This is a genomic window from Kineothrix sp. MB12-C1, from assembly GCF_030863805.1.
GTDB lineage: Bacteria > Bacillota > Clostridia > Lachnospirales > Lachnospiraceae > Kineothrix.
In genome coordinates this window covers 3719056-3744892 of record NZ_CP132957.1, presented here as the reverse complement: position 1 = coordinate 3744892, position 25837 = coordinate 3719056, and the positions used below count along the sequence as shown (strand labels likewise).

31 protein-coding genes and 1 pseudogene are annotated in these 25837 nt (G+C 39.2%); 2 read left to right on the top strand and 30 right to left on the bottom strand.

Going from position 1 to position 25837, the window contains the following annotated elements:
- Window positions 1-104 precede the first annotated feature (104 nt).
- The 20 genes from RBB56_RS17195 to tnpA form a co-directional block, all read right to left on the bottom strand.
- A complete protein-coding gene (locus RBB56_RS17195; protein WP_306720181.1) occupies window positions 105-791 on the bottom strand; it encodes a flavodoxin family protein in 687 nt (228 codons plus the stop codon).
- A gap of 31 nt (window positions 792-822) precedes the next feature.
- Window positions 823-1032 (bottom strand): hypothetical protein, encoded by a 210-nt coding sequence (locus tag RBB56_RS17190; RefSeq protein WP_306720180.1) that lies wholly within the window; start codon window positions 1030-1032, stop codon window positions 823-825.
- Window positions 1033-1126: 94 nt separating this feature from the next.
- Complete coding sequence (locus RBB56_RS17185) at window positions 1127-1633, bottom strand: GNAT family N-acetyltransferase (protein WP_306720179.1); 507 nt, start codon at window positions 1631-1633, stop codon at window positions 1127-1129.
- A gap of 78 nt (window positions 1634-1711) precedes the next feature.
- Window positions 1712-2881 carry a class-III pyridoxal-phosphate-dependent aminotransferase gene (locus RBB56_RS17180; RefSeq protein WP_306720178.1) on the bottom strand — a complete coding sequence of 390 codons (1170 nt, stop codon included), beginning with the start codon at window positions 2879-2881 and terminating at the stop codon, window positions 1712-1714.
- A gap of 8 nt (window positions 2882-2889) precedes the next feature.
- Complete coding sequence (locus RBB56_RS17175) at window positions 2890-3525, bottom strand: DUF998 domain-containing protein (RefSeq protein ID WP_306720177.1); 636 nt, start codon at window positions 3523-3525, stop codon at window positions 2890-2892.
- Window positions 3526-3633: 108 nt separating this feature from the next.
- Window positions 3634-5085: a serine hydrolase domain-containing protein gene (locus tag RBB56_RS17170; protein ID WP_306720176.1), complete on the bottom strand. Its 1452-nt coding sequence runs from the start codon at window positions 5083-5085 to the stop codon at window positions 3634-3636.
- Window positions 5086-5323: 238 nt separating this feature from the next.
- Window positions 5324-5671, bottom strand: a complete 348-nt coding sequence (locus RBB56_RS17165; protein ID WP_306720175.1) for a cupin domain-containing protein — start codon at window positions 5669-5671, stop codon at window positions 5324-5326.
- 144 nt (window positions 5672-5815) lie between these two features.
- Entirely contained in the window at window positions 5816-6382 is a 567-nt protein-coding gene (locus tag RBB56_RS17160; RefSeq protein ID WP_306720174.1) for a histidine phosphatase family protein, read from the bottom strand.
- Window positions 6383-6509: 127 nt separating this feature from the next.
- On the bottom strand, window positions 6510-7316 hold the full coding sequence (locus tag RBB56_RS17155; RefSeq protein WP_306720173.1) for a GNAT family N-acetyltransferase: 807 nt from the start codon (window positions 7314-7316) through the stop codon (window positions 6510-6512).
- A 76-nt stretch (window positions 7317-7392) separates the two neighbouring features.
- Window positions 7393-7809, bottom strand: coding sequence for a pyridoxamine 5'-phosphate oxidase family protein (locus RBB56_RS17150; protein WP_306720172.1), 417 nt, complete (start codon window positions 7807-7809; stop codon window positions 7393-7395).
- Between the two features lie 109 nt (window positions 7810-7918).
- Window positions 7919-8497 (bottom strand): hypothetical protein, encoded by a 579-nt coding sequence (locus RBB56_RS17145; RefSeq protein WP_306720171.1) that lies wholly within the window; start codon window positions 8495-8497, stop codon window positions 7919-7921.
- 61 nt (window positions 8498-8558) lie between these two features.
- Complete coding sequence (locus tag RBB56_RS17140) at window positions 8559-8984, bottom strand: VOC family protein (protein WP_306720170.1); 426 nt, start codon at window positions 8982-8984, stop codon at window positions 8559-8561.
- A 103-nt stretch (window positions 8985-9087) separates the two neighbouring features.
- A complete protein-coding gene (locus RBB56_RS17135) occupies window positions 9088-9705 on the bottom strand; it encodes a hypothetical protein (RefSeq protein WP_306720169.1) in 618 nt (205 codons plus the stop codon).
- Window positions 9702-10169 carry a flavodoxin family protein gene (locus tag RBB56_RS17130; RefSeq protein WP_306720168.1) on the bottom strand — a complete coding sequence of 156 codons (468 nt, stop codon included), beginning with the start codon at window positions 10167-10169 and terminating at the stop codon, window positions 9702-9704. Before RBB56_RS17130 ends, RBB56_RS17135 begins: the two co-directional genes overlap by 4 nt.
- A gap of 278 nt (window positions 10170-10447) precedes the next feature.
- The gene (locus RBB56_RS17125; protein WP_306720167.1) at window positions 10448-10819 is read right to left on the bottom strand and encodes a VOC family protein; all 372 of its coding nucleotides are present in this window, start codon (window positions 10817-10819) and stop codon (window positions 10448-10450) included.
- A 47-nt stretch (window positions 10820-10866) separates the two neighbouring features.
- On the bottom strand, window positions 10867-11691 hold the full coding sequence (locus RBB56_RS17120) for a helix-turn-helix transcriptional regulator (RefSeq protein ID WP_306720166.1): 825 nt from the start codon (window positions 11689-11691) through the stop codon (window positions 10867-10869).
- A 41-nt stretch (window positions 11692-11732) separates the two neighbouring features.
- Entirely contained in the window at window positions 11733-11966 is a 234-nt protein-coding gene (locus tag RBB56_RS17115; protein ID WP_306720165.1) for a penicillin-binding transpeptidase domain-containing protein, read from the bottom strand.
- 496 nt (window positions 11967-12462) lie between these two features.
- Entirely contained in the window at window positions 12463-13428 is a 966-nt protein-coding gene (locus tag RBB56_RS17110) for an alpha/beta hydrolase (RefSeq protein WP_306720164.1), read from the bottom strand.
- 67 nt (window positions 13429-13495) lie between these two features.
- Window positions 13496-14425: a helix-turn-helix transcriptional regulator gene (locus RBB56_RS17105; protein WP_306720163.1), complete on the bottom strand. Its 930-nt coding sequence runs from the start codon at window positions 14423-14425 to the stop codon at window positions 13496-13498.
- Between the two features lie 167 nt (window positions 14426-14592).
- Window positions 14593-15063, bottom strand: a complete 471-nt coding sequence (tnpA, locus tag RBB56_RS17100) for an IS200/IS605 family transposase (protein ID WP_306720162.1) — start codon at window positions 15061-15063, stop codon at window positions 14593-14595.
- A gap of 248 nt (window positions 15064-15311) precedes the next feature.
- On the opposite strand from tnpA, the gene RBB56_RS17095 reads away from it, so the two are divergent.
- On the top strand, window positions 15312-15821 hold the full coding sequence (locus RBB56_RS17095; RefSeq protein ID WP_306720161.1) for a cysteine hydrolase family protein: 510 nt from the start codon (window positions 15312-15314) through the stop codon (window positions 15819-15821).
- An 8-nt stretch (window positions 15822-15829) separates the two neighbouring features.
- On the opposite strand, the gene RBB56_RS17090 is transcribed toward RBB56_RS17095, so the two are convergent.
- The 10 genes and pseudogenes from RBB56_RS17090 to RBB56_RS17045 form a co-directional block, all read right to left on the bottom strand.
- Window positions 15830-16261 (bottom strand): GNAT family N-acetyltransferase, encoded by a 432-nt coding sequence (locus tag RBB56_RS17090; protein ID WP_306720160.1) that lies wholly within the window; start codon window positions 16259-16261, stop codon window positions 15830-15832.
- A gap of 146 nt (window positions 16262-16407) precedes the next feature.
- A complete protein-coding gene (locus RBB56_RS17085; RefSeq protein ID WP_306720159.1) occupies window positions 16408-17412 on the bottom strand; it encodes an ATP-binding cassette domain-containing protein in 1005 nt (334 codons plus the stop codon).
- On the bottom strand, window positions 17409-18110 hold the full coding sequence (locus RBB56_RS17080) for a GTP-binding protein (RefSeq protein WP_306720158.1): 702 nt from the start codon (window positions 18108-18110) through the stop codon (window positions 17409-17411). The genes RBB56_RS17085 and RBB56_RS17080 overlap by 4 nt, the downstream gene beginning before the upstream one ends.
- A complete protein-coding gene (locus tag RBB56_RS17075) occupies window positions 18107-19360 on the bottom strand; it encodes an ABC transporter substrate-binding protein (protein WP_306720157.1) in 1254 nt (417 codons plus the stop codon). The genes RBB56_RS17080 and RBB56_RS17075 overlap by 4 nt, the downstream gene beginning before the upstream one ends.
- Before the next feature lie 209 nt (window positions 19361-19569).
- Window positions 19570-20190, bottom strand: a complete 621-nt coding sequence (locus RBB56_RS17070) for a superoxide dismutase (protein ID WP_306720156.1) — start codon at window positions 20188-20190, stop codon at window positions 19570-19572.
- Window positions 20191-20289: 99 nt separating this feature from the next.
- Window positions 20290-20415: pseudogene (locus RBB56_RS18630) on the bottom strand (family 1 glycosylhydrolase); the annotation flags it as partial.
- A gap of 19 nt (window positions 20416-20434) precedes the next feature.
- Window positions 20435-21928, bottom strand: coding sequence for a carboxypeptidase M32 (locus RBB56_RS17060; protein WP_306720155.1), 1494 nt, complete (start codon window positions 21926-21928; stop codon window positions 20435-20437).
- 93 nt (window positions 21929-22021) lie between these two features.
- Window positions 22022-22630, bottom strand: a complete 609-nt coding sequence (locus tag RBB56_RS17055; protein WP_306720154.1) for a sugar O-acetyltransferase — start codon at window positions 22628-22630, stop codon at window positions 22022-22024.
- 221 nt (window positions 22631-22851) lie between these two features.
- A complete protein-coding gene (locus RBB56_RS17050) occupies window positions 22852-23487 on the bottom strand; it encodes a cytidylate kinase-like family protein (RefSeq protein ID WP_306720153.1) in 636 nt (211 codons plus the stop codon).
- Between the two features lie 16 nt (window positions 23488-23503).
- Window positions 23504-24838, bottom strand: coding sequence for an MATE family efflux transporter (locus RBB56_RS17045; RefSeq protein WP_306720152.1), 1335 nt, complete (start codon window positions 24836-24838; stop codon window positions 23504-23506).
- 352 nt (window positions 24839-25190) lie between these two features.
- On the opposite strand from RBB56_RS17045, the gene RBB56_RS17040 reads away from it, so the two are divergent.
- A complete protein-coding gene (locus RBB56_RS17040) occupies window positions 25191-25808 on the top strand; it encodes an HDIG domain-containing metalloprotein (protein ID WP_306720151.1) in 618 nt (205 codons plus the stop codon).
- Window positions 25809-25837: the final 29 nt, after the last annotated feature.

Sequence of the window (25837 nt, the reverse complement as noted above, 5' to 3'; positions counted from 1 at the left end):
ATACATGACCTTTCATAAAAGGGGCTGTCCGCCGGCTAAGATATTTAACCGATGACACCCCATAATTATCCATTACATTTGACATTGAAATGCTATATTCCAACCTACCACGGACGCTTGCCAGATATCCAGCCTTTTTCTTCCCAATATTGCTTTTCCACCGGTGAGGAATCCCATCCGGCAGAGTGCATCATACCCATCATGCGGAACATGAACCTAGTTTTGATTCCGACACGCGGCTTTTTATCACAGCTCAGCTTTTTCGCCAGCTTAGTCATATCTTTTTCAATTTTGATCTTCTTCTCATCTTTCACCATCCCCCAGTTCATCGCCTGCACCGCTATGCCATAGGACTTTACGAACGGAACACCCCAACCAAACAGGGAATTCTTGACGACTTTGATAGCACTGTTATTTGATGCTCCTGCCGAAGTGGATATAACTACCGCGCGCTTTGAGAACATCCACTCCTTTGGCCGATGTACCATCCAGTAGTCAAACATCAAGTCAAGAAATGATTTCATAGCGCCTGACGGGGCCAGACAGTAATTGGGCGAGGTAAAGATAAATATATCTGCCTGCTCCATCGCGTCCAAAATAATCTTCTTTTCACTCCAGAAAGGACATTTTGTTTCATCCTCGATACAAGAATAACAACCGATGCAGAAGTGATTCATATCACGCGGCAAGAAAAACTCTGTACTTTCCATGTTCAATTTTTTCGCAAGCAATCTTCCGATATGGAAAGTACTGCCTTTATGGTTTTGTCCATGTATCATGACGATTTTCATATATACATCCTCTTCGCTATCTGTATTTGGATTAATTGTCCAAATCGTAGAAACGCACGGAACGTTGCCCCCAACTCGCTTCCGTAACTCCATCTCCCACATATCTAATGTCGTTGCGCTGCTCCAATCTCACAGTAAAGTCGTCAAATTCATCTTCTTCGAAATACAGTTCCATATTATGCGGTTCTTTCAATACCCTTTCTTTCGGAATATTTAACAACCAATCAAACTCTTGTTGCAAAGATAATCCGCCAAAGGATACCTTGTCCGCAAGCGGCCAAAGTATGTTTTTTGCACACTCGCTCTGCTCGGCGCAGTATAATATTGCTAAAATATTATACTTTGATTATTGAATATATCTTCATATCGAGAACGTTCCCGTTTTTCACCGCGTTTTTCCTTAAAGTCCCTTCATAAGCAAATCCTGCTTTTTCCAGGACACGGCAAGATGCAACGTTATGGGCAAAAGGCTCCGCAAAAATCCTTATAATATCGGTCTTTTCAAAAATATAATTACAGACTTGTTTAACGGCACTCGTCCCGATTCCTTGTCCCCAATATGGTTCTGCAATATAATAACCCATTTCGGCCGTTTTGCAGTGAATATTGTCTTTACGAAATACTCCAATACTCCCTACCGCCTTATCATTAACCGTTATCGCAAAAGGGTATGTCTTATTTTCGTCGTCGCCGAGCATCGCTTCAATAAAGGCTCTTCCATCCTCTACAGTGTATGGATATGGCAAACCATCTCTTAAGTTATCCAGTATTTTTTTGTTATTTAAAGCTACCGCAAGATCGCCGGCATCTTCTACTTTCCAAGAACGGGTACTACATTCCATTTTCGCACCTCCATGATTCCTATTTGTCTGTTTGATATAGTAAGCGCTAAATTCATAATGCTAGATTTCTCTATTCATTTATCCCCATTTTTCATATCTAAGCAATATTTCATCAAGAGCACTTACCATACTTTTAATTTGTACTTCTTCAATGGTAAGCGGCGGATAAAATCTTAATAAATTGGCAACAGCATGGAAACCTGTAATATAACCTGCGTCAAATAAATCTCTATGTATTTTTTCCAACGGGAAATTATTATCCTTATTAAACTCAATTGCCATCATCAGTCCAATTCCACGAACTTCCTGAATGCATTCATGCCTTTTTGACAAAGATCTAAGTTCAGAGCTAAGAACAGCCCCCATTTCCGAAGCTCTTTGTATAAGATTGTTATTCTGGATAATGGAAACAACTGCTTTGACGACAGCACAGCCCAAAGGATCGTTTTGGTGTGATTGGGCATACTTAAAGCCAGATTTTTCAGCGGCATCCGCTACCTGCTTTGATAACGCAATAACACTGACAGGATACCCATTCCCAATGCCTTTTCCCATTGAAATAATATCAGGACAGATATCATAATGTTCAAATCCAAACCATTTCCCCGTTCTTCCGGTTCCCGTAGTTACCTCGTCAACAACAATAATTCCTCCATTTGATTGTACTTTATCCGCAATCTTCTTAACCACTTCTTTTGGAGGCAGTTTAACCGTACCCGAAGCATTACCCGGTTCAAAGACAAATGCCCCTATTCTGTCAAAGGGGATATCTTTTAACAAATCATCTATATTGCCATTATATTCTGATAAATCAAGAGAAATCCATTCTTCCCCGCTTCGCATTGCAGAAATACCATAGGAGGATAAAAAATAATTATTCAGGCAAAGAAAACAGGGCTTTCCCATAATTCTTTTAGCTAATTGAACCCCAAACTCCACAGCTTCGCTGCCTGAACTGAGAAAAACACATTTTCCTTCATTAAAATGAAGCAATTCAAGAACTTTTTCCGCTGCCTCATCAACAACTTTTGTTGTATATCTATAACCAGTATGGCTAATATCCTTCAACTGATTTATTATGGCTTCATTTACCTGTGCATTATTATGGCCTAATGCGGTACACCAGACCCCGGATTCGAAATCCAGATATTTTCTGCCTTTCTCATCAATTACATAACAATTGTCACCGGAAACAATAGTGGGATTCAACATTTCATAATTACACCTTAGAGTTTTCACCTTTTTCACCTCATATCTTACCTCCCAAAAATATTTCTTACCGCAATATATCCCAGCGGCAGGTACATAAACAACAAATTCATTCGTTGCCACAGACCTTCTTTAGCTACTATTGTCCGTTGGAATTCCGGTTTATCTGCCATGATAAATAATACAAAGAACAACAGGCCAAGCACGAAGGAAATAGCAGCTATTATTCCGGCTACTTTATCATTGGCCTTAAACGAGAGTATAGCCAAAAATAACGGTACAAACAAAAACAACATAAAGCCAACGGCCGAGCCGGCACCATGTATCTTTGAGGCGACAGTAACCACATCCTTTGTTTCGTTAACACTGAAAAAACAGGTAAATATACACGCCCCCACGGCGAAGATCCCAATACATAAAACAGATCCCAAGGTTAGAGATTTCGACACCTGATAATAAGCGTTATATATCGCAGGGATAGCTGCAAAAAACAATATACCTGCAAGCAGCATCCACAAATTGAACGGTAACCTGACAGGGCTGTTTCGATTCCCCAATGTACTGATTGCCATAGTAGTATGGCTATATCCTTTATAAAATGGCGCAAGGATAATTGGTACAAGCATTTCTCCGACGACAACAACCAACAAGGCGTACCAACCGTATTTGATAATTGAATCCATTGTATTAACTATTCTCCTTATATCCCTATTATGAGCATTCGACAAATTATTAGCTGATTGATGCAATAAACTTTGAATTCATAATATCATGCATTCCGGCAATAATCATCACTTTCTTTTTAGACAGTAAGAAAAGTATGTAATAGATGCAGTTAATAGCGCCAATGTTATCATACCTGTAAGAAGACTGTATGTTTGCCAAACAAGTAATGTTGGCCAATCATATCCGATGAACATCGGAAGCACAAAACACATAATACACATGACAACAGTAGCTGTTAGCCAAACAACGGTACTGAATACTCTCTTTTTAGAAACTGCCTGCTGCTTACTTAACTTCTTTCTGCGTAATCCCAAAAGAAAGAATATGATAGCCAGCAAACTAATAATAATTGTCGCGGACGAAAGAATGATGTCCCAAAGCTGTATAATGCTTATCTTATATGACTGCGTTAGATTGCCATCCAATATATCTTTAATGCTTTTAACCAAAGCTATATTAGTATTAGCACCATTGGTCAATAAGCAAAGGGCTGTATGCTCACTTGGCAGTATCACCACTTCGGTTGAAAAATTTGGATTATTACCCGAATGCTCAATAATTGTTTTATCAGCATTTACCGACCATCCTGCCCCATAATACATTCCGTCAATATCCGGAACAGATATGTTTCCGTTATGTGATTTTTGGATAACTGCTTTAAACACCTCGGGGATATCCTGTACAACACCCATCTGTATGTTCATCCAACGTGCCATATCCTTTGTACAGGACATGATATATCCCGCAGGTTTGTTACCGGCATAATTCGGAGCATCATACGGGCTTGTTATAAAAAAAGAAGATCGATAGCCTTGTGCCAGTTGCCCGGTTGCCAGTGCCTCTTCTTTATAAGCGTAAGTATGATATAAGCCCAAGGGGCGAAATACCTGCTCCGTCATAAAACTTTCATAACTTTGACCTGACACCACTTCAATAACCAACCCTAATACATCATAGTTAATAGTTCCATACTTATATTGTTCACCGGGAAGAAATTCCAGTTCCGTATCCACCAATGTTTCCACAGTTTTGTGCAACATGTCCGGCGTACTGCCCTGCGGGATACTTTGGATATGCTTTCGATTTGTCAAGCCGCTGGTATGATGCAAAAAATGATTAAGTGTAAGGCTCTGCATATTAACGGGCATCCCCTTATACTCCACAGTAAGCCAAGGTAAATATTTATTAACAGGGTCGTTCATGGACAATAATCCCTGCTCCTCTAACAGTAAAATACCTGCACCGGTAAAAGCCTTGCTAACCGAAGCCAGTTCATACAGAGTATTTTCATTCGCAGGCAACCCTTTCTCACGATCTGCGTAGCCAGAGGAAAAGTACAACGTTTTATCTCCAGAAATTATAGAAATTGACATGCCCGGTACGCCTGATATACGACAGGCATCATCCAGCAACTTTTGTATTGCCACAGATTGTGCGTCCGATAACGCATAAACTGGTGTTGCGAATCCTATGAACAGGATAAATGATGTTACTATGGTAACGATAATCTTTTTCAATGGGACCTCCATTATATAATAACTCTTGGATCAAAACTGCTCCATCAGTTTCTCCTTATTCCTAATATCCCACGGCCTTTCGACAAATTATTCCTTCAAATCCGTGAAAACGAATAACGACAGAAAAAGAAAACAGACAAATTTACTATCGAAATCTGTCTGTTTTTCTCTGTAAATGGTGAACAAAGTTCTTCACATGGCAAGTATAAAGATAACTCATTATAATATTTTATCAATATTATACATTTGCATCCGTTGCAAAGGCCTCTGAACCCATTGGTGAAATTGTTACGTAAAGGCGCAGGACATCTTCACCGATATTTATAACCTGCAAGCTTTCCTGACCATCAACCTGCATTAACTCGCCTACCTGCAATAAGGTTTCATTGCCATCCGTGACAACCTTGGCATTACCCTCCATAACCTGCAGGAAAAGAGTTGACTCCAAATGCGTGTGTCCCGGCAGTATTTCCCCTTTTGCAATGTTTAGAACAAAGGCGATTACATTATCGCTCTTAAATATCATCCGCTTAGCGATTTTGCCCTGAGGCTCATGAAAATAATCATTAAAAACGTATTTGTTCATAGATAAATCCTCCTTTAATTTTAGTTTAACTTTAATATACCCCGATTTGGATATATAATAACTGTCCACTTTATCACCACCAGAATAACATATCGTTATAGCTCATTCAAGCAGAATATTTTTACCCAAAATTATACAGACTATCTATGCAAAAACATCAAGTATCTCAATGCTTTGCAAGGAATCCTCCTCAAATGTAAATTTTACAATCCAAGGCATAAGTCCTTTAATATTATTAAAAGAGGAATACCCGAAAGAAGCATCATAGTAATTAATAATTGTACTCAGCGCAGTACCATGGCTGCCGACAACGATATTTTTATTTCTATATTCTTTCAGAACCCATTTCAGCGCATTGATATTCCTGGCTTGTACCTCTCTCAATGTCTCCCCATCGGTAAGTTTGTAATCGAAATCTATCCATTGTCGTTGGCAGAATGCAGTAAAGTCATCAATCCAAACACTGTCAATTTTTCTTTCTCTGAAATCAGAAACAGTTACTACTTGATGACCATATTTGTCTGCAAAATCTTTTACAGTATCAATAGAACGTTTATATGGACTGGATAAAACTACATCGATACTTTTGTCTTTCAGAAAATCCGTAACAAGCTTCCTGTCTGACAAGCCTTTCTCTGTAAGTTCCCGCAGCTCATCGTTATGATTCATATAATTTGGTTCCGCATGCCTTACGAAATAAACCCCAGTCATTTTTCACCTCACCGGATATTATCTGCATTTATTTTATTATTTTCTCAAAATCCATTCCCCAGTACAACAAAATAATACCGCCATATATCTATAACTTTATGTTCTACCCATTTTGTTTATTATGTCTTCACAACTCAATGATGGTTGATGAGCCAGTTGAATTATTACCGTCAAGCCACTGCCATTGTTCCTCAAGTTCCAATTTACCATTGTCTAACATGTTGGGAATGCTATGGCATTTCCCGATTCTAAGTTGGCCACTGCTGTTTATATGTTGATAGTAAAAATCCAACTCTCCATTATCTGCCATAGTACCGATTAAGTACCCACGAAAAATACCACCGCCGGTATAGTCAGCCCAAATCACATTTTCTTGCTGAAAATAATTGAAAACTGTCTGTTCGTTAACCTCACCATTTGCGCTATTTACTTTAGGAACAAACCGCTTGCCATTGAGGTTGATTTTTACCATAGATGCACCGCCTGTTTTTTCCAAAACGTCATAACATAAAAAATCATCTCTGTCAGTGCGCAACGAATGAGATGAGCGGTACCTGTATCCGCATTTCATGTACATTTCTTTTGCAGGCAAGGAAGCATCCAAGCGAACAGTCGCATTTTGTCCGAAAATTATTTGCTCTGAAAAGTTGAGCAATGCCTTTCCGTATCCTTTACCTTGATATTCCGGTAGTACAAATAGGCGGCATATCTCATTACCTTTTATAGTAGTCGTGCCGACCATCGTATTTCCTTTTTCAAGCATATAAATTCTGTTCGACTCAATATCATCCAAGATATTTTTATCGCTATGATGATCCAGAAAGAAATCTACTGCTCCTTCAGGATAGTAATGGGGATATATTGCTTTTATTGTTTCACAAGTAATGCATTTGACCATACTGAAATCGTCTATAGTCGCTTGCCTTATATTCATCAGAAATCCCCCTATCATTGACCAATAATAAATATAAATTAGTCCACCGTCTGTTTTTCCATGTAAATTTTAATATTTATAACTCAAAGCTTTCCGTTTTCAGATTGCAGTAATGCCTTCCTTTACTGGCCGTAAACTTTAGAACACAATAATCAGGATCGTTTATTCCTTTTCTATAAAACATTGTGTCACCTGTCCGCCAAATTTCCTCTTTTATCTGGGGGTCTTCTAACACCTCCATTGTACCAATAAGCATGACACCTTCGTAACGAAAACGTCCCTTGTTAAAGAAATAAACGCTAGCCTTCTCATTCTTTCTATACTGCTCTACGCGCATAGAAGATGTATTAGTAGAAAAATAGAAGCAATTACCGTCAATCTTACGCGGCATCAGCATAGCTTTCATATTGGGAAACCCATCATCATCTACTGAAGCAATAAAGGCCACTTTCTGCCTCCCAATAAAATCAAAAATCTGATCTGCTGTTTTCATAAATCCCTCCCTCTTAGATTTTAGCTATTTTTTATTCTGTACCAAAATACTCCATATCACCCAATGGCTATAGTTCGGGAAAATAAATAATCCTTCATTTAAATTTGCATCACAACAAACTTTTTATGGCTCTCGTTAAAGCAGTATCCCAAGGCCTTGACTCCATCAATCTAATACTGTTCTGATTACAAGTATCTGCTATCCACTTCCCGTATGCAACGCTTATTTCGGCCCTGTAATTTTGTAAATCGCCGCCTTCTCTCGATAAATAATTCTGCAATATTTGATTTATATCCGATTCATTCACAAAAATTGATTTTACTTCCGGATTCTCGAAAGACATTGTAAATTCGGGATAAATAAAATCGCCCTCAATAATGATAGGTAATTTATCTTCAATATGTCTATTTACAAGCTCTTTCAATACAGGAATCATTTCTTTGCTTACATCAATCAACCAGTTTACATTGCCATCAACTCCGATATCTTTCCAATCTACACCGGTATTCCAATAATGTATTGCAGGAAAGCTTTCCTTTGTTGTAACTGTTTCTATGGATAGGTGTATATCATCTACTTCCAAGACATTCACACCATAGAATCGAGCAATTTCATAAGCTATACTTGATTTCCCCGTTCCCGAAGGTCCACCAATAAATAAGACTGTCCAGTTTCTGTTATTACTCACTTATTAAACTCCAACCTCTCACACAACCGCAATAAGCTTCATACCGTATTATACTACTCACTTATAATAATGCAAAATGAGGACTCTCTATGACCGATTCCATTTGACATAAACAAAACGGGTGTCCGGCGGGGTCAAACATAACTCTCCAATCATCAGAAAACTGCTCATCTGCCATTGTTGCCCCACAACGAATTGCATATTGAACTGCTTTTTCTAAATCATTAACTGCAAAGTCCATATGTGCCATTTGCTGTTGCGCCTCAGGTACTTCCGGCCACACAGGCGGTTCATACGCTGAATTCTGTTGAAACAATATACCAGGATAAGCACCCTGGCTCCTTCCCGGAGCACCTACGCACGCCCATTCCTCATTATGAAATGGTATTTCCCATTTGAGCAACTCAGCGTAGAATTTTGCTAATTCATACGGATCTTTACAATCCATTGTAAAGGAATACATTTTGATTTTCAGTTCATCATTCATAACATAAATACCTCCTATACTAATATTTATCGGTAAACACAAGTGCCATTGCACCTATCGTATCACATTATTTTACAATTTTGCTACTACAATCGATGTTTGGTCAATGCCGTTTATACAACGCTCTTCTCTTTAACCCGTTTTTCTTAGCTTGATCCCGCCAGCCCATATGAGCGGCCAGAAGATATAAGAAGCGTGAGAAGTTGGGATCAAAGGTAATGTTCTCCGCTGAGCGCCCTTGTAAAATGGTATCTGCCAGTGCATTCAGTGTCTCCCCCAGCCGCGTCAACGGTCCTGTCCCGATTGGCACACTGTGCATCATACCTCCCGCGCCAATACCGATCCCCTGTCCCCAAGTCAGACCGGCTTCCTTGGTAAAATGCTGCATCATCTCCATAGCCAGGGCGTTTTGGCAGCCATCATAAAATCCGTTGTTCACAAGCGCATATACCTTCGTCTGAGGGGCTGCCTGTACGATCGATGGACAAATTTGCTCCAACTGACGCAATAGGTTTGCCGGAATGCCATCTACATACAAGGGAAAGGCAAATATGAGGGCATCACACCCTCGCACAGCATCGAGTAATGCGGATGCATCCCCGGATGCACTATCATGCCATCTAATCGTAGCATCAGCCATACGCTTTTCCAGCGCCTGTAAAACGGTCTTGCTCGTACTATCTCCACGTTTGGGACTTGCATTTATCAGCGTTATATTCATATAAATACCTCTTTGCCGGGTAGATTATCGTCATGAAAATGTACTCTTACCTCGGGCGCACCAAAGTTTAATGCATTCGCTGCCGCCAGTTTTTGCGCCGTTTGCTTCTGTTCCGTCTTGCCCGCGGCTTGATAGAAATGATAAGTAAATGACGGAGACGATGGAAATCGCTGTACATGGTGCATTTCACCCTCTACAATGCGAAAAAAGGGGAGCATATAGCCAATGCTGCGATCCAGAACCGCTTTTATATCTGCCGACAAACCGCCAAACGTCAGCTTACTGATGATAATAAGTTCATCATGCCGCGGAATCGCATGGCAAAACTCCCTCGCGCGGTCATTTATTACACATTGCCCGGGCGTCTTGATCCAACATCCGAAGCAGCCCACACAGTGCCGTACTGCGGGCTGTGAACAAAATACTGTTGTATCCTTATCGTATGGATATAATTCCTCCGCCATTTTGGGCGAAAGATCATGCAAAATTAGTTTTTTGCCATATGTCCTCCATTTTACTTTAAGTTTTTCTTATAAATCAGTGCCTCTCCGTTCAATTTCCCACACACTGCAGGCGTTGTTATATCCATAATATCATATTTATTTCCACAAAAAAAGATACATCTTCTCTCGGTAATAACATGACTCCCATAAGTCAGACCTAAAATCTAACTTATGGGAGTCCACTTTTTTCTTATGGAGAGATATATCTTTTACTAATTCCGAACAGTATATTGATGACTTTACGAACACAAAAACCATGTATATCCATACTTGTCAAGTACCTCCGCTCCCCCGCCGTTATCGTCCGGGGGCGGGTGAGGCATAAATCCGTGAACTAGCGTACCTCCTTCGGCAAGCTTGGGGATTATTTCTTCAATTTTTTCACGCGATGGAAAGAGAACAAGGATGGACATCCCTGAAATCAGAACAGCCTCATCCGTATCGCCGCCACTGATACCACCACCTGATTCTGTCAGTGTAACCATGGCGTGCATCACCGGATTATCGGGGTCATCATTCAGGCGTGATAAGGCAGTGATTCTCCCTCCAAATGCATTCGCATAGAAATTGAAGGCCTCTTCGCAATTGCCGTTAAACCGTAAATAGGGCATAATCATATGTTTTAAGTCCTTTCTACCTTTATTTCTTCCATTATACCTTAAAATTTATAATTATCATTGTAAAAAACGGACATACCTTGCATGTACTGCTGCGGAGTCAAACCGCATATCAATGTGAAATCATGAATAAAATGTGACTGGTCAAAAAAACCTGTGTGTGCCGCTATCTCCGCAAATCGCATATTTGTATTTTGTAGTAATTGCAAGGCGTAATTTACACGAACAATACGTGCAAATGTTTTAGGACTTGTTCCGATATGCTGCAAAAATAAACGCCGTATATGTTTTTCGCTGTAAAAGAACTCCGTGGATAGTTCTCGAACGCCTATATTTCCATTATGAGTTAATATTTTCTTTTTTATTGCGGTGACTGTCTTCCTTTCACAACAATCTGTCAGACGGTCAAGAAATATTTTATCAAGTGACACGACTAAGGCTTCGATGCTTTCAGATTTAAGCAACTCGTTTTCAATTGCCTCCATAAGCGGTCTATCGATGGCACTTAGTTCAAATGATAAATCCACAAATTCAGATTGGTCTGCTCGTATAAGTGGGAACAAACAACCGGAATGAAATTCAATCAGCAATAAGAACTTCATTTTATTTGCATGTTCTCCAACATTACAAATCTTTGTATTTACACCTCGTAATGTGCTGATAATTGTTTGATCGCTTACAGATATTACCATTGTAGAACTTGCCGAGGGTAATATTGTATATTTATCCGGCATATTTGTTGGGAATGTAATTGTATAGCATGAAATATAAGGCTGTAATAAAACATTGGGCGGTATATACAAAAAGTCATCTCCACGGCTTAAAGATATTCCTTGATAAGATTCTATATTTTTCTTAGAGATCATTTTCAGTCATCCTTTTAATAAACTGTCCAAGATATAAATACTCAGAAATTTAGAGTTATTTGCTCATTAAATATAACATCCATAGCAATCTCCTTAGCTGCAGTGCTTGTGACTGTTGTATTTTCCGGATCATCGAGGCGAACAGCGAAATAAATGGTTTCTCCTTCGCTTTCAAAAAAACCGACAAACCAAGCATCTACACATTTTCCATCTTTCTTGCCCATTCCCGTTTTGCCATACAAAGCAATGTTTGTATTATCCGTTTCAATCTTCATTACATCCTTCACGGTTTTCGTATGTTCCTCCGCGAAAAAGCTCTCATCCTGAAAAATCCGTGCCAATACATCTAGGAACTATTTCTCCTTCATGTAAGCCGATTAGTGAAGATACGATTTTAAACGTAGAACACGGGGAAGATGGCTGGTCGCACAAAATCTCATTATAAAGAAAATACTCATTGCCCGTGGGACGAAAAAAAACTGCACCGCCATTGATTCCATCAAAATAGGTTTTGAGATCCAAGATTTTATATTGAGGAGCCGGTGAAAGTAAAGGAAGAGATTCTTCACTCTCTTTTATGCTTTGGCCGGGTTCCATGGTCTGCTTTCCCGCACCTCCTTTGATATGGTAAATGTGTCATTTACACCTTGTCCGCAAGCGGCCATGGTATGTTTTTTGCACACTCGCTTTGCTCGGCGCAGTATAATATTGCTAAAATATTATATTTTTATAGCTCTGTTCTTATCATATGTTGTATTCGAAAAAGACACATCAAGGAAAATTGGTGTTGAGGAAATCGAGAATGGTTTTGCTAAATTCCAAGTCTTGCGCCGGCACATAAAAATATTCTTCATAGCATATAAAATGTTCATCACCTTCACGGATGAAGGTCGTTACGTCAATTTGATTCTTATTTGCTTCCGCTAGCAGTTTTTCAAATTGTGAATAGGGAACTTGGGAATCTTCCGTCGAATGCATCAGCAGAATAGGCCGCTCTCCCAATTTTGAGATGCCGTTAAATGGTGAATATCTTAAAGCATCAAAGCCAAAATGCAAGCCCAAGTACATGTTTACGAAAGGTTTGTCTAAAACACTAATTACTTTAGGGATGCCCCCCATAGACATATACTCCACGAACATATCTGACCATGAAGAAAACGCGGAAATTGAAATAACCGCATCAATTTCGGGAATCTCTCCGGCCGCAATAATAACGGTACCTGCCCCCATTGAGGTACCCATTGTCACAATGGGTAAATCCTTGCTTTCATCATCACCAATAAGAAAATCGACTCCGGCCTTGACATCAAGCCATTCGGTCATTCCCAAACCGATTTCATCACCCTCGCTTTCACTGCGGGCACGCATTTCAATCAGCAAGGAATCCCAGCCATTATCAGCTAGCATCTTGGCATATCCAAAAAAAGCTGTAACCGAGGGATTTTCAATTCCCGATAAAAGAATGACAGTACCTTTGGGACTATCTGCCCGGGTTCGCCATGCAGCAATCGATAAAGAATCGTCTGTTTTCAGCGTTATTCGTTCAGAATCAATTCCATAATCTGTAGATATGTACTGTTCTTGTTCAAGCCGCTGACCAAGGAACATAGGCATTACCATAAAAGGAGTAGCTATAAGTGCCCCCACAAAAAGCACAGTAAGAACAATAGCAATAATGATAAGTATCTTTTTTGTCTTTGGCTTTTTACGTTCTGTTTTAACTGAATTTGAACTCATGAAAAATATCTCCTTATAATGAATTTGAATTAAATTTTATTATCTCCTTATTTCTTTTCAAAGTCAATCAGTTATATAAAGTAGCTATATCATATATTCTACGCTTCATTTCTGTACGGATATGTAACGGCTCTAAACACTCGCATTTATCCCCAAAGCTGAAAAGAATATTGTAGTAGTATTCGTTCTCTATGAAAGGAAAACTAACAAGGTAATGCTCATCACCGTCTGGCGAAAAATGTTCATAAGTGCAATAATCAAGTACCCTGTCCATAACAGATTTATGAATACGAATTTTGATTTTTATTTGCATAGCTGCCAAAATATCAGTAAAATCTAACTGCGGTTTCTGATGATCTCGTGGCGTAAAAAAATTTTCTTGTATCTGTAGGTTTGATGTACGGGATAGTTTGAATAAGCGAAAATCATTTCTTTTATGGCAATACCCGTGCCAATACCAATGACTACTTTTCAATACAAGCTGATACGGCTCGGCTGTCCGTTCGGTTTTATTTCCGTAGCGGTCTGCATATTCAAAGGTCAGCAGCCTGCTTTCCTGTAAAGCCGTTTTAATAATTTCTAAATATGGTTGTATGTTCCTGTTTCCCATCCATGGACTTAAATCTATATATATTTGATTTGCTTTTATCTCAATGTCTTTCGCTCTGTCGGCAGGGATAAAACTCTTGACTTTCGCAAGGGCGTTTACCAGTTCATCCCCTCGTATCATGTTGGAAAGATTGGAAAGCCCCATCAAGATAGCGGAAAGGTCTGCAGTCGAAAAAACCTTTCTATCTATCTTGTATTTCTGCATGATTTCAAAGCCACCGCCAACTCCCGGTGCAGAACAAACAGGAATGCCCGCCATATTGATAGTGTCTATGTCACGGTAGATTGTGCGGGGTGAAACTTCAAACATATCTGCTAACTCCTGTGCGCCTATACGCTCTTTATCAAGGAGTATCATAATAATGCTAACAAGCCTGTCAACTTTCATCCGATATCCGCCTTTCAAAATTTCTTTTTATCAATCAGAACCACCGGCTTAGCCGGTGGTTTGCTCAAGCCCTATAAGGGCGTATTACCGGCTCTGAGTCTAAAGACTCTTCGATAAGGCTCGCCAGCCGCAACATCATTTGTCTGCTGAGCCCTTATGGGCTCTTTTTACTTGCTTTGCTTTACTGGCTCACCCGTAAACGGGTCTATATACTCTTTTAATGTCATTTGATCATATTCCAAATCTTCTTTTAACTGGTTCTGGATATACTCTTTGATCTTCTTTGCATTTTTTCCTACCGTATCTACATAATATCCTCTACACCAGAAGTGGCGGTTCCCAAATTTATATTTCAGATTTGCATGTCTTTCAAATATCATCAACGTGCTCTTTCCTTTCAGGTATCCGATAAAGCTTGCCACTGACATACTCGGTGGTATCTCCACCAGCATGTGCACATGATCCGGACAGATTTCTGCTTCTACTATTTTTACCCCTTTTCTCTTGCATAGCGTACTTAATATATTCGCTACGTCCTGTTTTAACTGCCCATATACTATTTTTCTCCGGAACTTCGGCGCAAATACTATATGATACTTACAATTCCATTTCGTATGTGATAAACTATTTACATCCATTTTGGATACCTCCTTTGTTTTGGTGCGGTTGGCGAACCTGTACCTATTATAACATTGGAGGTTTTTTACTGTAAGCTAAAGCAGTTCTTATCACACCTGCATAGCAGGTGGTTTATTAAAAGACTGCTATACAATATATATTGTTGCCATACTGATGTCAACAATTGTATGGTACTATAAAAAAGTAAACAAATCAATCTGTTACTGTTCATACAGTAACATTAATCTACCTATCAGGAGGAAACACTATGCAGAAAAAAGCCTTAATAATAATTGATATACAAAATGATATAACAAAGAATTATAAGGATATTATTGACAATATCAATAAAGCCATTGATTGGGCAGTCAACAATAATATTCATGTTATTTATATAAGACATGAAAATTTATCAGCTGGCACGAGGACCTTTAAACCCAATACATATGGAGCTGAATTAGCTTCGGACTTGGAAATAGTATCAAAAAATATTTTTACAAAATACAAAGGAAATGCATTAAGCAGTGAAGAATTTACAGACTTTATCAGTAAAAATGAGATATGTGATTTATACATAACAGGAGCAGATGCTGTCGCTTGTGTTAAATCAACCTGTTACAACTTACGCAAAGCAAATTATAGCGTTAATGTATTATCAGATTGCATTACAAGTTATGATAAAAGGAAAATTGACGAAATGCTGCACTATTATGAAAGTAAAGGCAGTAAAATCATTCGTTTAGATGAGTTGTTACTTAATCATATCTTTGAAACATAAATTGAAATTTATCTTTCTGATTCTAAGATGGCATATTCCAATTCATCTTCCCATATTACATTGCTATTCTTAATATATTTACAATTTTGTATAAAATGTACTTCCCTACGCATATTGCATTTTTCTAGCACTCTCCATGACCCAATCTTTTTTAATAGCAACCAACCAATGATTGCTGTATCAGTTTCATAATCTAAATGAATTCTGGAACGACCAATTTTCTCTTGATTATATTTTAAAATTACTGCCATTTCAAAATTCACTCGAGGCTTCTCTCCCCAATCACATATGACTTTATTTAAATGCTTTTGAGCTGTCTCTGCACTCATGACATCATTTGGCATATATTTCATTATTTCTTCATTGGAATAAAGACTCATCATAATATCAAAATCATCTTCATTAAATGATCGCATTGTTAATCTTTCCGTTTCAATCATTACAATTATACCTCACCTTTATAAATTCCTGTTTATTCGTGTGATTGAATAAATCTTAAATCTATTATAACACGCTTTTCTATATAAAAAAGGACCCTGCTGTTGCAAAGTCCTTTTGTTTTTGTAACAACTATTTTGCCATATGCTTACTCCAAGTCTTCAAAAGAAAGCAGGTGTCCACCGCGTAATTTGTGCCGTGCTCCCTGAATAATGGCATCCATTTTCTCAAATTCCTCCAATAGTTCTTTTTCCTCAGAACTGGTCGTGATTACCTTGCTGATACCGCCATTTTTGATAACAATGCGTTTATCAGCAATCAACGCCAATAGCGGATCATGGGTTGCCATCAATACAATTTTATCTTCAGCTACCAGAAGCTTTAACGCTTTTTTACGGTCAATACCTGCGTTTTCAATCTCATCGATCAATACGATGGGCGAAGAACTCAAAATCGCAGTGTCTGCAATCATCAATGCACGAGACTGACCACCTGAAAGGCTGGTCACGGGAGTGTCCATGCGGAATTGTTCACCCGCCAAATTGTTGGCTTCTTCAATAATACGGGCAATCACCGTATCAGGATCTTCACACAGACGGCTCCCGGCATGTAACTGCAAGAACTCCTGTACCGTCAAATCCATAACAAAGTTCATATTTTGTGACAGTTGGGCAACCAATTTATTATTAGAGGAAAACCTCCACTTATTATCAGGAACTGCTTCGTTGATCAAAATGCTGCGCCCTGTTGGGGTGTCAGCTTGTGCCGCCCATTCAATATCCGCCAACAGACGGCTTTTTCCCGATCCGGTCGGGCCGACAATAGAAATGATTTCAGACGTATGGACGGTCAGACTTTCAAAGCCTTCGGGTATACCGGATTTGTCACGTCCGGGGAGAATAGTCAACGAGCTTACCATGTTCGACTCTCCCAACCCCAAAAACTCCTGCATTTGGTTGATGAATACCGTAAGGTCAGACGACAGTTTTTCTCTGTCTATCGCCTGATCTTCCAGCTCTTCCAAGGTGAAATGATCCAAAAACTGAGAAAAAGTCAGTTCCTCATAGCCGGAAACATCCAACTTGTTTTGCTCAAAGTAAGATATTGCGTAAGGATGCTCTTCCAGCAAGCGTGCTATGCTCAAGTCCATCATTTATCATCCACCCCCAAATCCATTTTTTTAATATTTCCCATCTGAAAGGCTTCCCCAATGCGGGTTTCACCCAAACAATAAGAGCAAAGTGCAGCCGGCATGGGAAAACGCAGCTTCATCCCCTGCACCGAATCCACCTTCTGGCCTTTATCGTAAAGGAGTGTTCCCAATTCATACGCACCCTGACCCGTCAGACCGTTTACGTGCATGGTAATAGCTTTGGGGTTTACTGAACTGACACGTGATGCAAATACCTCACGTTCCGCCTGTGATACAATATCACCCTTAGTGATGACCACCAAATCAGCGGATTTCAGCATGGGGCCAATTTTTTTCGGAGTATTGATACCCGATAGATTGTCGATAACACACACGCCCTTAATCTCTTTGATATAAGGGGAACAACGGTTACACAGCCCGGCTGATTCACTAATTAACAAATCCAGTCCGATATGGTTACCCCATCGAACAATCTCTTCGATGTTAGATGCGAAAAAATGGTCAGGACACAGTGCACCTGAAAGGCCCTTTTTTACAGGGATACCAGCCTTTTCATATGCGATGTCATCGTCGGTATACAAACAATCAAATTTGACAACTCCTACCTTAATGCCCCGATGTTGAAAAGCAGCAATAGTTTTCAAAATGACCGATGTTTTACCCGATGAGGGCGGCCCCGAGAAAATCGTTAAATTCATAGTTGCTCCTTCCCATAGGCTTCGAAGAATAACTGCTCTGTTGTTTCAATCAGCTGACTGATATCATTCTCGTAAATATAGTCCCATCCCAACCACATAAAGTTCTGCTCCGGCTGCAAGCGGTTGTCTACTAACGGATTAGTAGATGGAAATTTACCATTGGAAGTAAACACTTCTCCAACCTCTTTTGAGAACAAGAAATCTACAAAGGGTTTTGCTTTATCTTTGGATTTTGACTTCGCCAACAAGAAAATGGGACTTACAACAGCTCCGTCTTTGGGCCATACAGGAACCAACGGACTTTTAGCATCAATCATATGCGTAAAGAAATAAGGGGTGATAGTCACAGCGGGAACAACGTCCTCTCCTTTTTTGATATGTGATTTCACCATCTGTGCGGGGTGCATACTGCGCAACATAGCACGTCCCAACTTGGTGACTCCCTCTTCGCCGTAATAACGATGAATGTGTAACAACAAGGCATTGAACATATCCAAATCGCGAGTAGGCAACGAAATACTGTTTTCAAATTCAGGACGAAATAAGTCCGTCCAACTTTCGGGGAATGGACGATCACCCAACACGGCGGTGTTCACCATAAAGATAGCGGGAACCACACCGATGATGGCGTACTGTCCGCGAGGATCTTTCATGTTCAGGCTTTCGTTTTCAAAATCTGAATTCAAGTGTTCCACTCCGGAAATTTCCTCGAATACACCGATATCACGATACTGTCCCATCAGTTTTTGGTCAAAAAACAAGTCAAAACCTGCCGACAGATACAAATCGGACAAACCGTCGGGATTTCCGCCACTTGCCAATACTCGCTCTTTGATATGGTCTAATCCCATACTTGCCGCCTGCAGATTATAGTCTACCTCATAACCAAAACTATCCTTTTTCTCATTAAACCAGCTTTCGAACTTCTCCAATAAAGGAATTCGAATTGGGCAAGGCAGAACACCTTCGATGCGAATATCGGCTCCGGTATCCTTCTTCATATCGGTGAGTCCCGTCGAAACGCTATATTGACTCTGTTCGATCGCATCTTCCATCTTCTTCACAAACAGTTCTACATTGATTTTTTTACTACGTAAAGCTGTTTCCAAGGAAATGGTTTTTCCCATAGTTTTTCTCATGGCATCATTTTTCAATGGTTCAAAACCGTTGGCCGCCAAAAGAGCAATCATCTCGGGATATTTTTCTGTAATATCATAAATAGTATCTGTTAACTTAAAATAGTTTTCCATAAAAAGTTTCCTTTCAAGTGTTTCTTGTTTCTTACTTTCAGTTTGTCCGTAAACCTGATGACACAAAAACAGTACAACTATAATCGTTGTACTGTTTCCTGCACCTTATCCCTCGTCCGGGAAAGCTCCAACTATTCCATAGAGCCAGAGCATCCAAAGGCAGCTTTTGATACTGCATTAGGCGACTGCCCTTGCGCAACAGGGCGAAGTTAACTTCCATTCTTCACTCTCTCATAGTTGTCTGCCACCGTGTCCCAAAGGATGACATTATAAAATGCTTTCACATAATCGGCACGAAGATTCTTATACTTAAGGTAATACGCATGTTCCCAAACATCAATACCTAAGATCGGGGTATATCCCGCCTTCTCCATGAGAGGATTATCCTGATTCGAACTGGAGGATAGCAACAGACTGCCGTTACGACTCGCAGACAACCAAGCCCATCCCGATCCAAACTGTCCCACAGCCAGCCCGCTCAGCTTCTCCTGAAAAGCGGAAATACTTCCAAATTCCTGTTCCAGTAGCTTCTCAAAGGCTCCGGTTGGCTCTTTACCGCCATTTGGTCCGATAGTGGAGAAATAGAGATTGTGATTGTAATAACCACCTCCGTTGTTGCGAATCGCTTGACGCAGCGCAGGATCTGCGATTTCATCTAACGAGGACAACAACTCCTCGATTTCCTTGTCCACACCGGCCTTTGCCACCGCATCATTAAGATTTTTCGTATATGCGGCATGGTGCTTGGAATAATGTGTCTCCATGGTCAGTGCATCAATGTGCGGCTCAAGATCGTTATAAGAATAGGGTAATTTATATTGTGTATACATAATTCAAACCTCCTTAATAAATATATCAGTTAGTTATAGCTAACTTGCTTGATGATATTGTATCAGTTTTACTCCCGAAAAGCAAGCCCCAGTAATAACATATCTTTTCGCCATTTCTCCCGTTGATGCTGAAACAAGATCAATACATCCCCAAGGGGTGTAGCCCATTGAATCGACACCATCTTCAATTGCCAATTTCATCTGCTCGATATGTCTGGACAGATAACTCTATACAAAATTGGGCTTATATATCATATAACTTGCCAAATTTATCATTGAGATACGCGATAAAGTATTTTGCACTTGGCTCTTCACCCGTAATTTTCTTGATTAATTCAGCCGGCTTTAATGTTGCACCATGCTGATGGACATTTTCATTCAGCCATTTAGTGATAGGAGCGAAGTCTCCACAGGTTATTTGCTGTCTCCAATCCGGAATCTCATCTTTCATCTTATTGAAAAATTGTGCTCCGTATAAGTTACCAAGCGCATAGGTCGGAAAATATCCGAAATCGCCGCAGGACCAATGAATATCTTGCAATACTCCCTCAGCATCGTGTTCAGGTTCCACACCCAAATATTCCTTATACTTTTCATTCCAAAGTTTTGGAATATCATCTATATTAATGTCACTGTTTATCAGAAGCTTTTCCATTTCATAGCGAATAATTATATGAAGACTGTAAGTCAATTCATCGGCATCGATCCGAATCAAAGATGGCTCTACGCAGTTAATCGCTCTATAAAACGATGTGAGGTCCACTCCTTCGAGTTCTTTGTAGGTTTCCTGAAACTTCGGATAAAAATAGTTCCAAAATTCCATACTTTTTCCAAGGATATTCTCATAAAATCGGGATTGTGATTCGTGCATGCCCAGTGATGCAGCCACACTCAAAGAAGTTCCCTCGAGTTCATCCGAAATATTTTGTTCATAAATTCCATGACCTCCTTCATGAATCATCGAGAAAATTGCAGGTCTGAAATCTGAGGTATCATATTTTGTAGTTATCCTAACATCCTTATTCCCGAAGTTTATCGTAAACGGATGCTCAGACACATCGATTCTTCCTCTTTTTTCATAGTCATATCCCATCTGCCCTAAAATAATCTCCCCCAGCTTCCTCTGGCTTTCAGCAGAATAATTTCCTTTTAAAAAAGCATCATCCGTTTTAATATTTGAACGCTTGATTCTTTGTAACAAATCGACAAGTGCTTCTTTCAATTCCCCAAATACTGCGTCTAGCCTTTCTGTTGTCATTCCCGGTTCATAAATATCTAAAAGACCGTCATACTTGTTGTCTCTAAAACCCCAATATTCAGAAAACCTTTTATTATAATCGATAATCTTAGCAAGATACGGTTTAAAAACCGAGAAGTCCTTCTTCTTTTTCGCTTCTTCCCACGCATTTTGTGCGAGTGTTTTATCAATTTCATATTGAACGTATTCAGCCTCAGGTATCTTCGTTACTTTATTATATTCTCTCGTTATATTTTCTATTATGGCTTTATTTAAACGATCCAAACCATCAATTTCACTAAAATAATCGATGAACGCTTTCATCTTTTCCGATGTAGTGAGCTTGTAGCTCTCGCCTGTTAAATATCCGATCATCTCACTTCTGTATTTAACCGCATCTTTTGGCATATTTATCGCGCTATCCCAGTGCAATAATGCAATAGAACTTGCCAGATACTCTATTTTTTTGAGATATTCCTTCAGTTCTTCCATTTTTTCCATCGTTTTATTATCCAATTCAATAACCTCACCTTTCTTCTTGAATCACTACTATAACCATTCATCCCAGTTGATTACTAAGCTCTATTTGTCATTTTATTCGATTGGAACATCAAATTCCCGATTTTTATAATAATATTTTCTATCTTCTTCCGTAATCTCCCGTATAACCCTACACGGATTCCCCACTGCGATCATATTATCCGGGATATTTTTAGAAACAACACTTCCGGCTCCTATAATCACGTTATTTCCGATGGTCACTCCCGGTAGAATCACACTATTTCCGCCTATCCATACATTGTCTCCGATTGTGATTGGAATTCCATATTCATATCCTGTATTGCGGCTTTCCGGGTGAATCGGGTGACCTGCCGTATAGAGAGAAACATTTGGCGCAATCTGTACATTTGCACCAATCGTCACTTTACCAATATCTAAGACTGTAAAATTATAATTTGCAAAGAAGTTCTCTCCCACTTCAATGTTCCATCCATAATCACACTGAAACGGAGCTTCAATCCAAATGTTTTCTCCTGTCTTTCCTATAATATATTTTAACATCTCTGGAATTTTTTTTCTTTCCTTAGGTGGCAACATATTAAAATCATATATTTTCTGTCTACATGCCGTACGTTCCTCCGTTAAACCATCCAACCATGCTTTATATGGTAATCCTGCTAACATTCTTTCTCTTTGATTCATAATTTGTCCCTTTACTCTGTTATTTTTTCTATCTTATTTTGATATTTTTTCATTTTATTAATTTCATAAAATGTTTTCTCTTTCGTTTATCTTCGACAGCGCACCGGGAACTAACTTCAGAGCTTGTAACGACGGTGCATACTTTTTGTGGCTTTCACACTATCTAAATCTAGATATATTATACAATATTTTGAAATGAAAGCTATGTCTTTTTGCGCTTACTATGGAAAAAAGAATTTTTCGTTAGGAGTATTGCTTCTTATGAGGCCGGCTAACAAGATAGCAGCTTTTTTAATTTCTATAGTTGTGGTATTTAGGCACAAATCATAGTTCGTTTTTTCTCCCCATGATTGCCCGGTATAGAACTGATAATACTTCGACCGCTCCTTATCAACAGAAAGTATCTTCCGCCGTAGCGCCTTGTCTGTTAAATCTTTTTGGGTTTCCCCTTTCTCCCGACAACGTGCCATCTTAAAATCCATATCCGCATATACAAATAAGCGCAAGGGATTGTATTCATGTAAAATATAGTCAGCACAACGCCCTACAATCACACAATCAGAAGTTTGGGCCATTTGGGTAATGATACTGCTCTGTTCAGAAAATACCAATGTACGCTGTTCAAACGCCGAATTGGTCATTGGCGAAAATGTACGGCCTATGGTAATGGGGAACAAGGGATAGGGTTTCTGCTCCTCGATACGCTTAATATATTCCTCTGTAAAATTCGTTTTTTTAGCAAGCTCCTCGACAACTTCATTATCGTAATAAGCAATCTGTAACTCCTCTGCAAGCCGTCTGCCAATTTCCCTTCCACCACTTCCAAACTCCCGGCTAATTGTAATAACTCTATTCATATACATCCCCGCTCTTTCACTTATGGTTTTCTGTTTCTACTTTCATTCCTTTTCGGAATCTGAAATATAAAATGCACCCAATCCCGGCAACAATCAGTTCGGTTGCCGGGAACACACACCAAACGCCTGTCATACCACCGATAGAAGAAAGCAAGAAAGCCATCGGAATGATAAGAATAAATCCGCGCAAGATAGAAATGATATGCGCTGGCCGGGCATATTCCGTAGATGTGAAATAAATGGACATGATAATATTGAATCCAGTAAAAATGCAAGCTACAAAGTAAATCTTCAAACCAACAACAGCAATATTCTGCAAAATAGCGTTTTGTTCACTATTGAAAATACTTGTAATTCGCGGTGCCTGGAAAAATACCAGGGAATAAATGATACCCGATACAAACAGCATTGTTGTCAAGGCATATCGCAGTAATGTTTGCACTGTTGCATAATCACCTTTGCCATGATAACTGCTCAAAAGTGGTTGAACACCTTGAGCAATACCTGTATAAATCGAAATAACGACTAAAGAAAGATTAGCAATAACACCATAAGCTGCAACACCAACATTCCCTTGCAGGCGAAGTATGATTGCATTAAACACAATCATTACAATACCGGAAGACATTTCTGTAATGAGAGATGGTGCACCGCTTGAAAAAACTCCGGTACTGATCTTTGCTGAAATTGTACATCTCTTCAAATGAAAATGGTTCTTCCTTTGGAAAAAGAATGGTGAAAGAATTATCATACTGATTATTGGAGCAAGCCCGGTAGCAAGAACAGCACCAAATATCCCCATGCCAAGAGGAAACATAAAAACATAGTCTAAAATGATATTGGAAAAGCTCCCTCCCAACATAGCTAACATGGAGAGTTGGGGAGCACCATCATTTCGTACAAAACACAAAAGAACATTATTCAATATGAACATAGGTGCAAATAGCAGTATCACTTGAAGATATATTTTGCTCATTTCAAAAACTACTTCATCTGCACCTAACAGCTGAATGATAGCTCCGGAAAAAAACATTCCAAGAATAAAGAAAACAGCCGCAAAACTAAGAGCAAGAACAACAGTATTTGTAAAAATTCGATTAGCGTTATTAGTGTCCTTCTGACTTTTGGCAATGGAATATTTTGTAGCTCCACCCATACCGAACATTAATCCGCTTCCGTGAATAAAGCTATAAATTGGGATTGCAAGATTAAGGGCGGTTAATCCATTTGCCCCAAGCCCTTTTGAAACGAAAAAAGTATCTGCTAATATGTAACAGGATAACCCTAACATTCCAAGAACATTTAAGGATGCGTACTTTGTAAAATCCCTAAGACAACTTGTTTTTCTCATGAAATTCACTCCACAAAAATAAAAACACCAGTCTTTCATATCTTCCATGGCCTAATGATATGAAGTCTGATGCTCAATCTCTTTACCCGGCGGTAAAGGATAAGTCAATGACCTATTCAATTTTCAACCACATTCTAGCACATGGGGTTTTTAATGTCAACTTGTGCATTTTTCAGGATTTCATAGGGTACATTAAAACATTATATTAACTATACTATCAAGTTCAGTAGAATCATCAAAGTACTTACTGAATTGAAATATCGAAAATTCTAAATTAATAAGCAAGAATACGATATTGAGGCACTATTTATATAGAAGAACGCATTAAAATAAAAAATAAGGACGAGTGACTATGAAAATAGAAAATGAATTATTTAATACAATAACGGAACACTTGATGTTTAACGAGAAACCTTCTGATTATCTAAATCAGTTATTCGATTCAGAGGATTTTAAGCAGTGGCCTTTTTCCATGTTGAGGAGGTTAAGGGACACAGAGCAATCAAAAATCCACCACCCCGAGGGAAATGTCTGGAATCATACAATGCTGGTATTGGATGAGGCTGCCGCGGTGAGAGAAAACAGCAGTGATCCAAAAGCATTCATGTGGGCAGTTTTACTGCATGATATAGGGAAACCGGATACCACCAGAATAAAAGGGGAAAAGATTACTGCCTACAATCACGATAATGTAGGTGCTGATTTATCAAAACAATTTCTGGAGGCAGTTACATCTGAACAAGATTTCATTATAAAGGTATGTCTGTTGGTTAAATATCACATGCATATGCTTTATATTTTAAAAGATCTCCCGTTTAGTGATAAAGAGGGATTGATTTCAAGTGTTGATATTAATGATATAGCCTTATTAGGGTATTGTGACCGATTAGGACGGAAGGCCGTTAACCGCAATGAGGTTATGAAGGAATATCGAAGATTTTATTCGATACTGGAAACTATGGCGAAATAATATAGAAAATAATTAGAATTCATGGAACA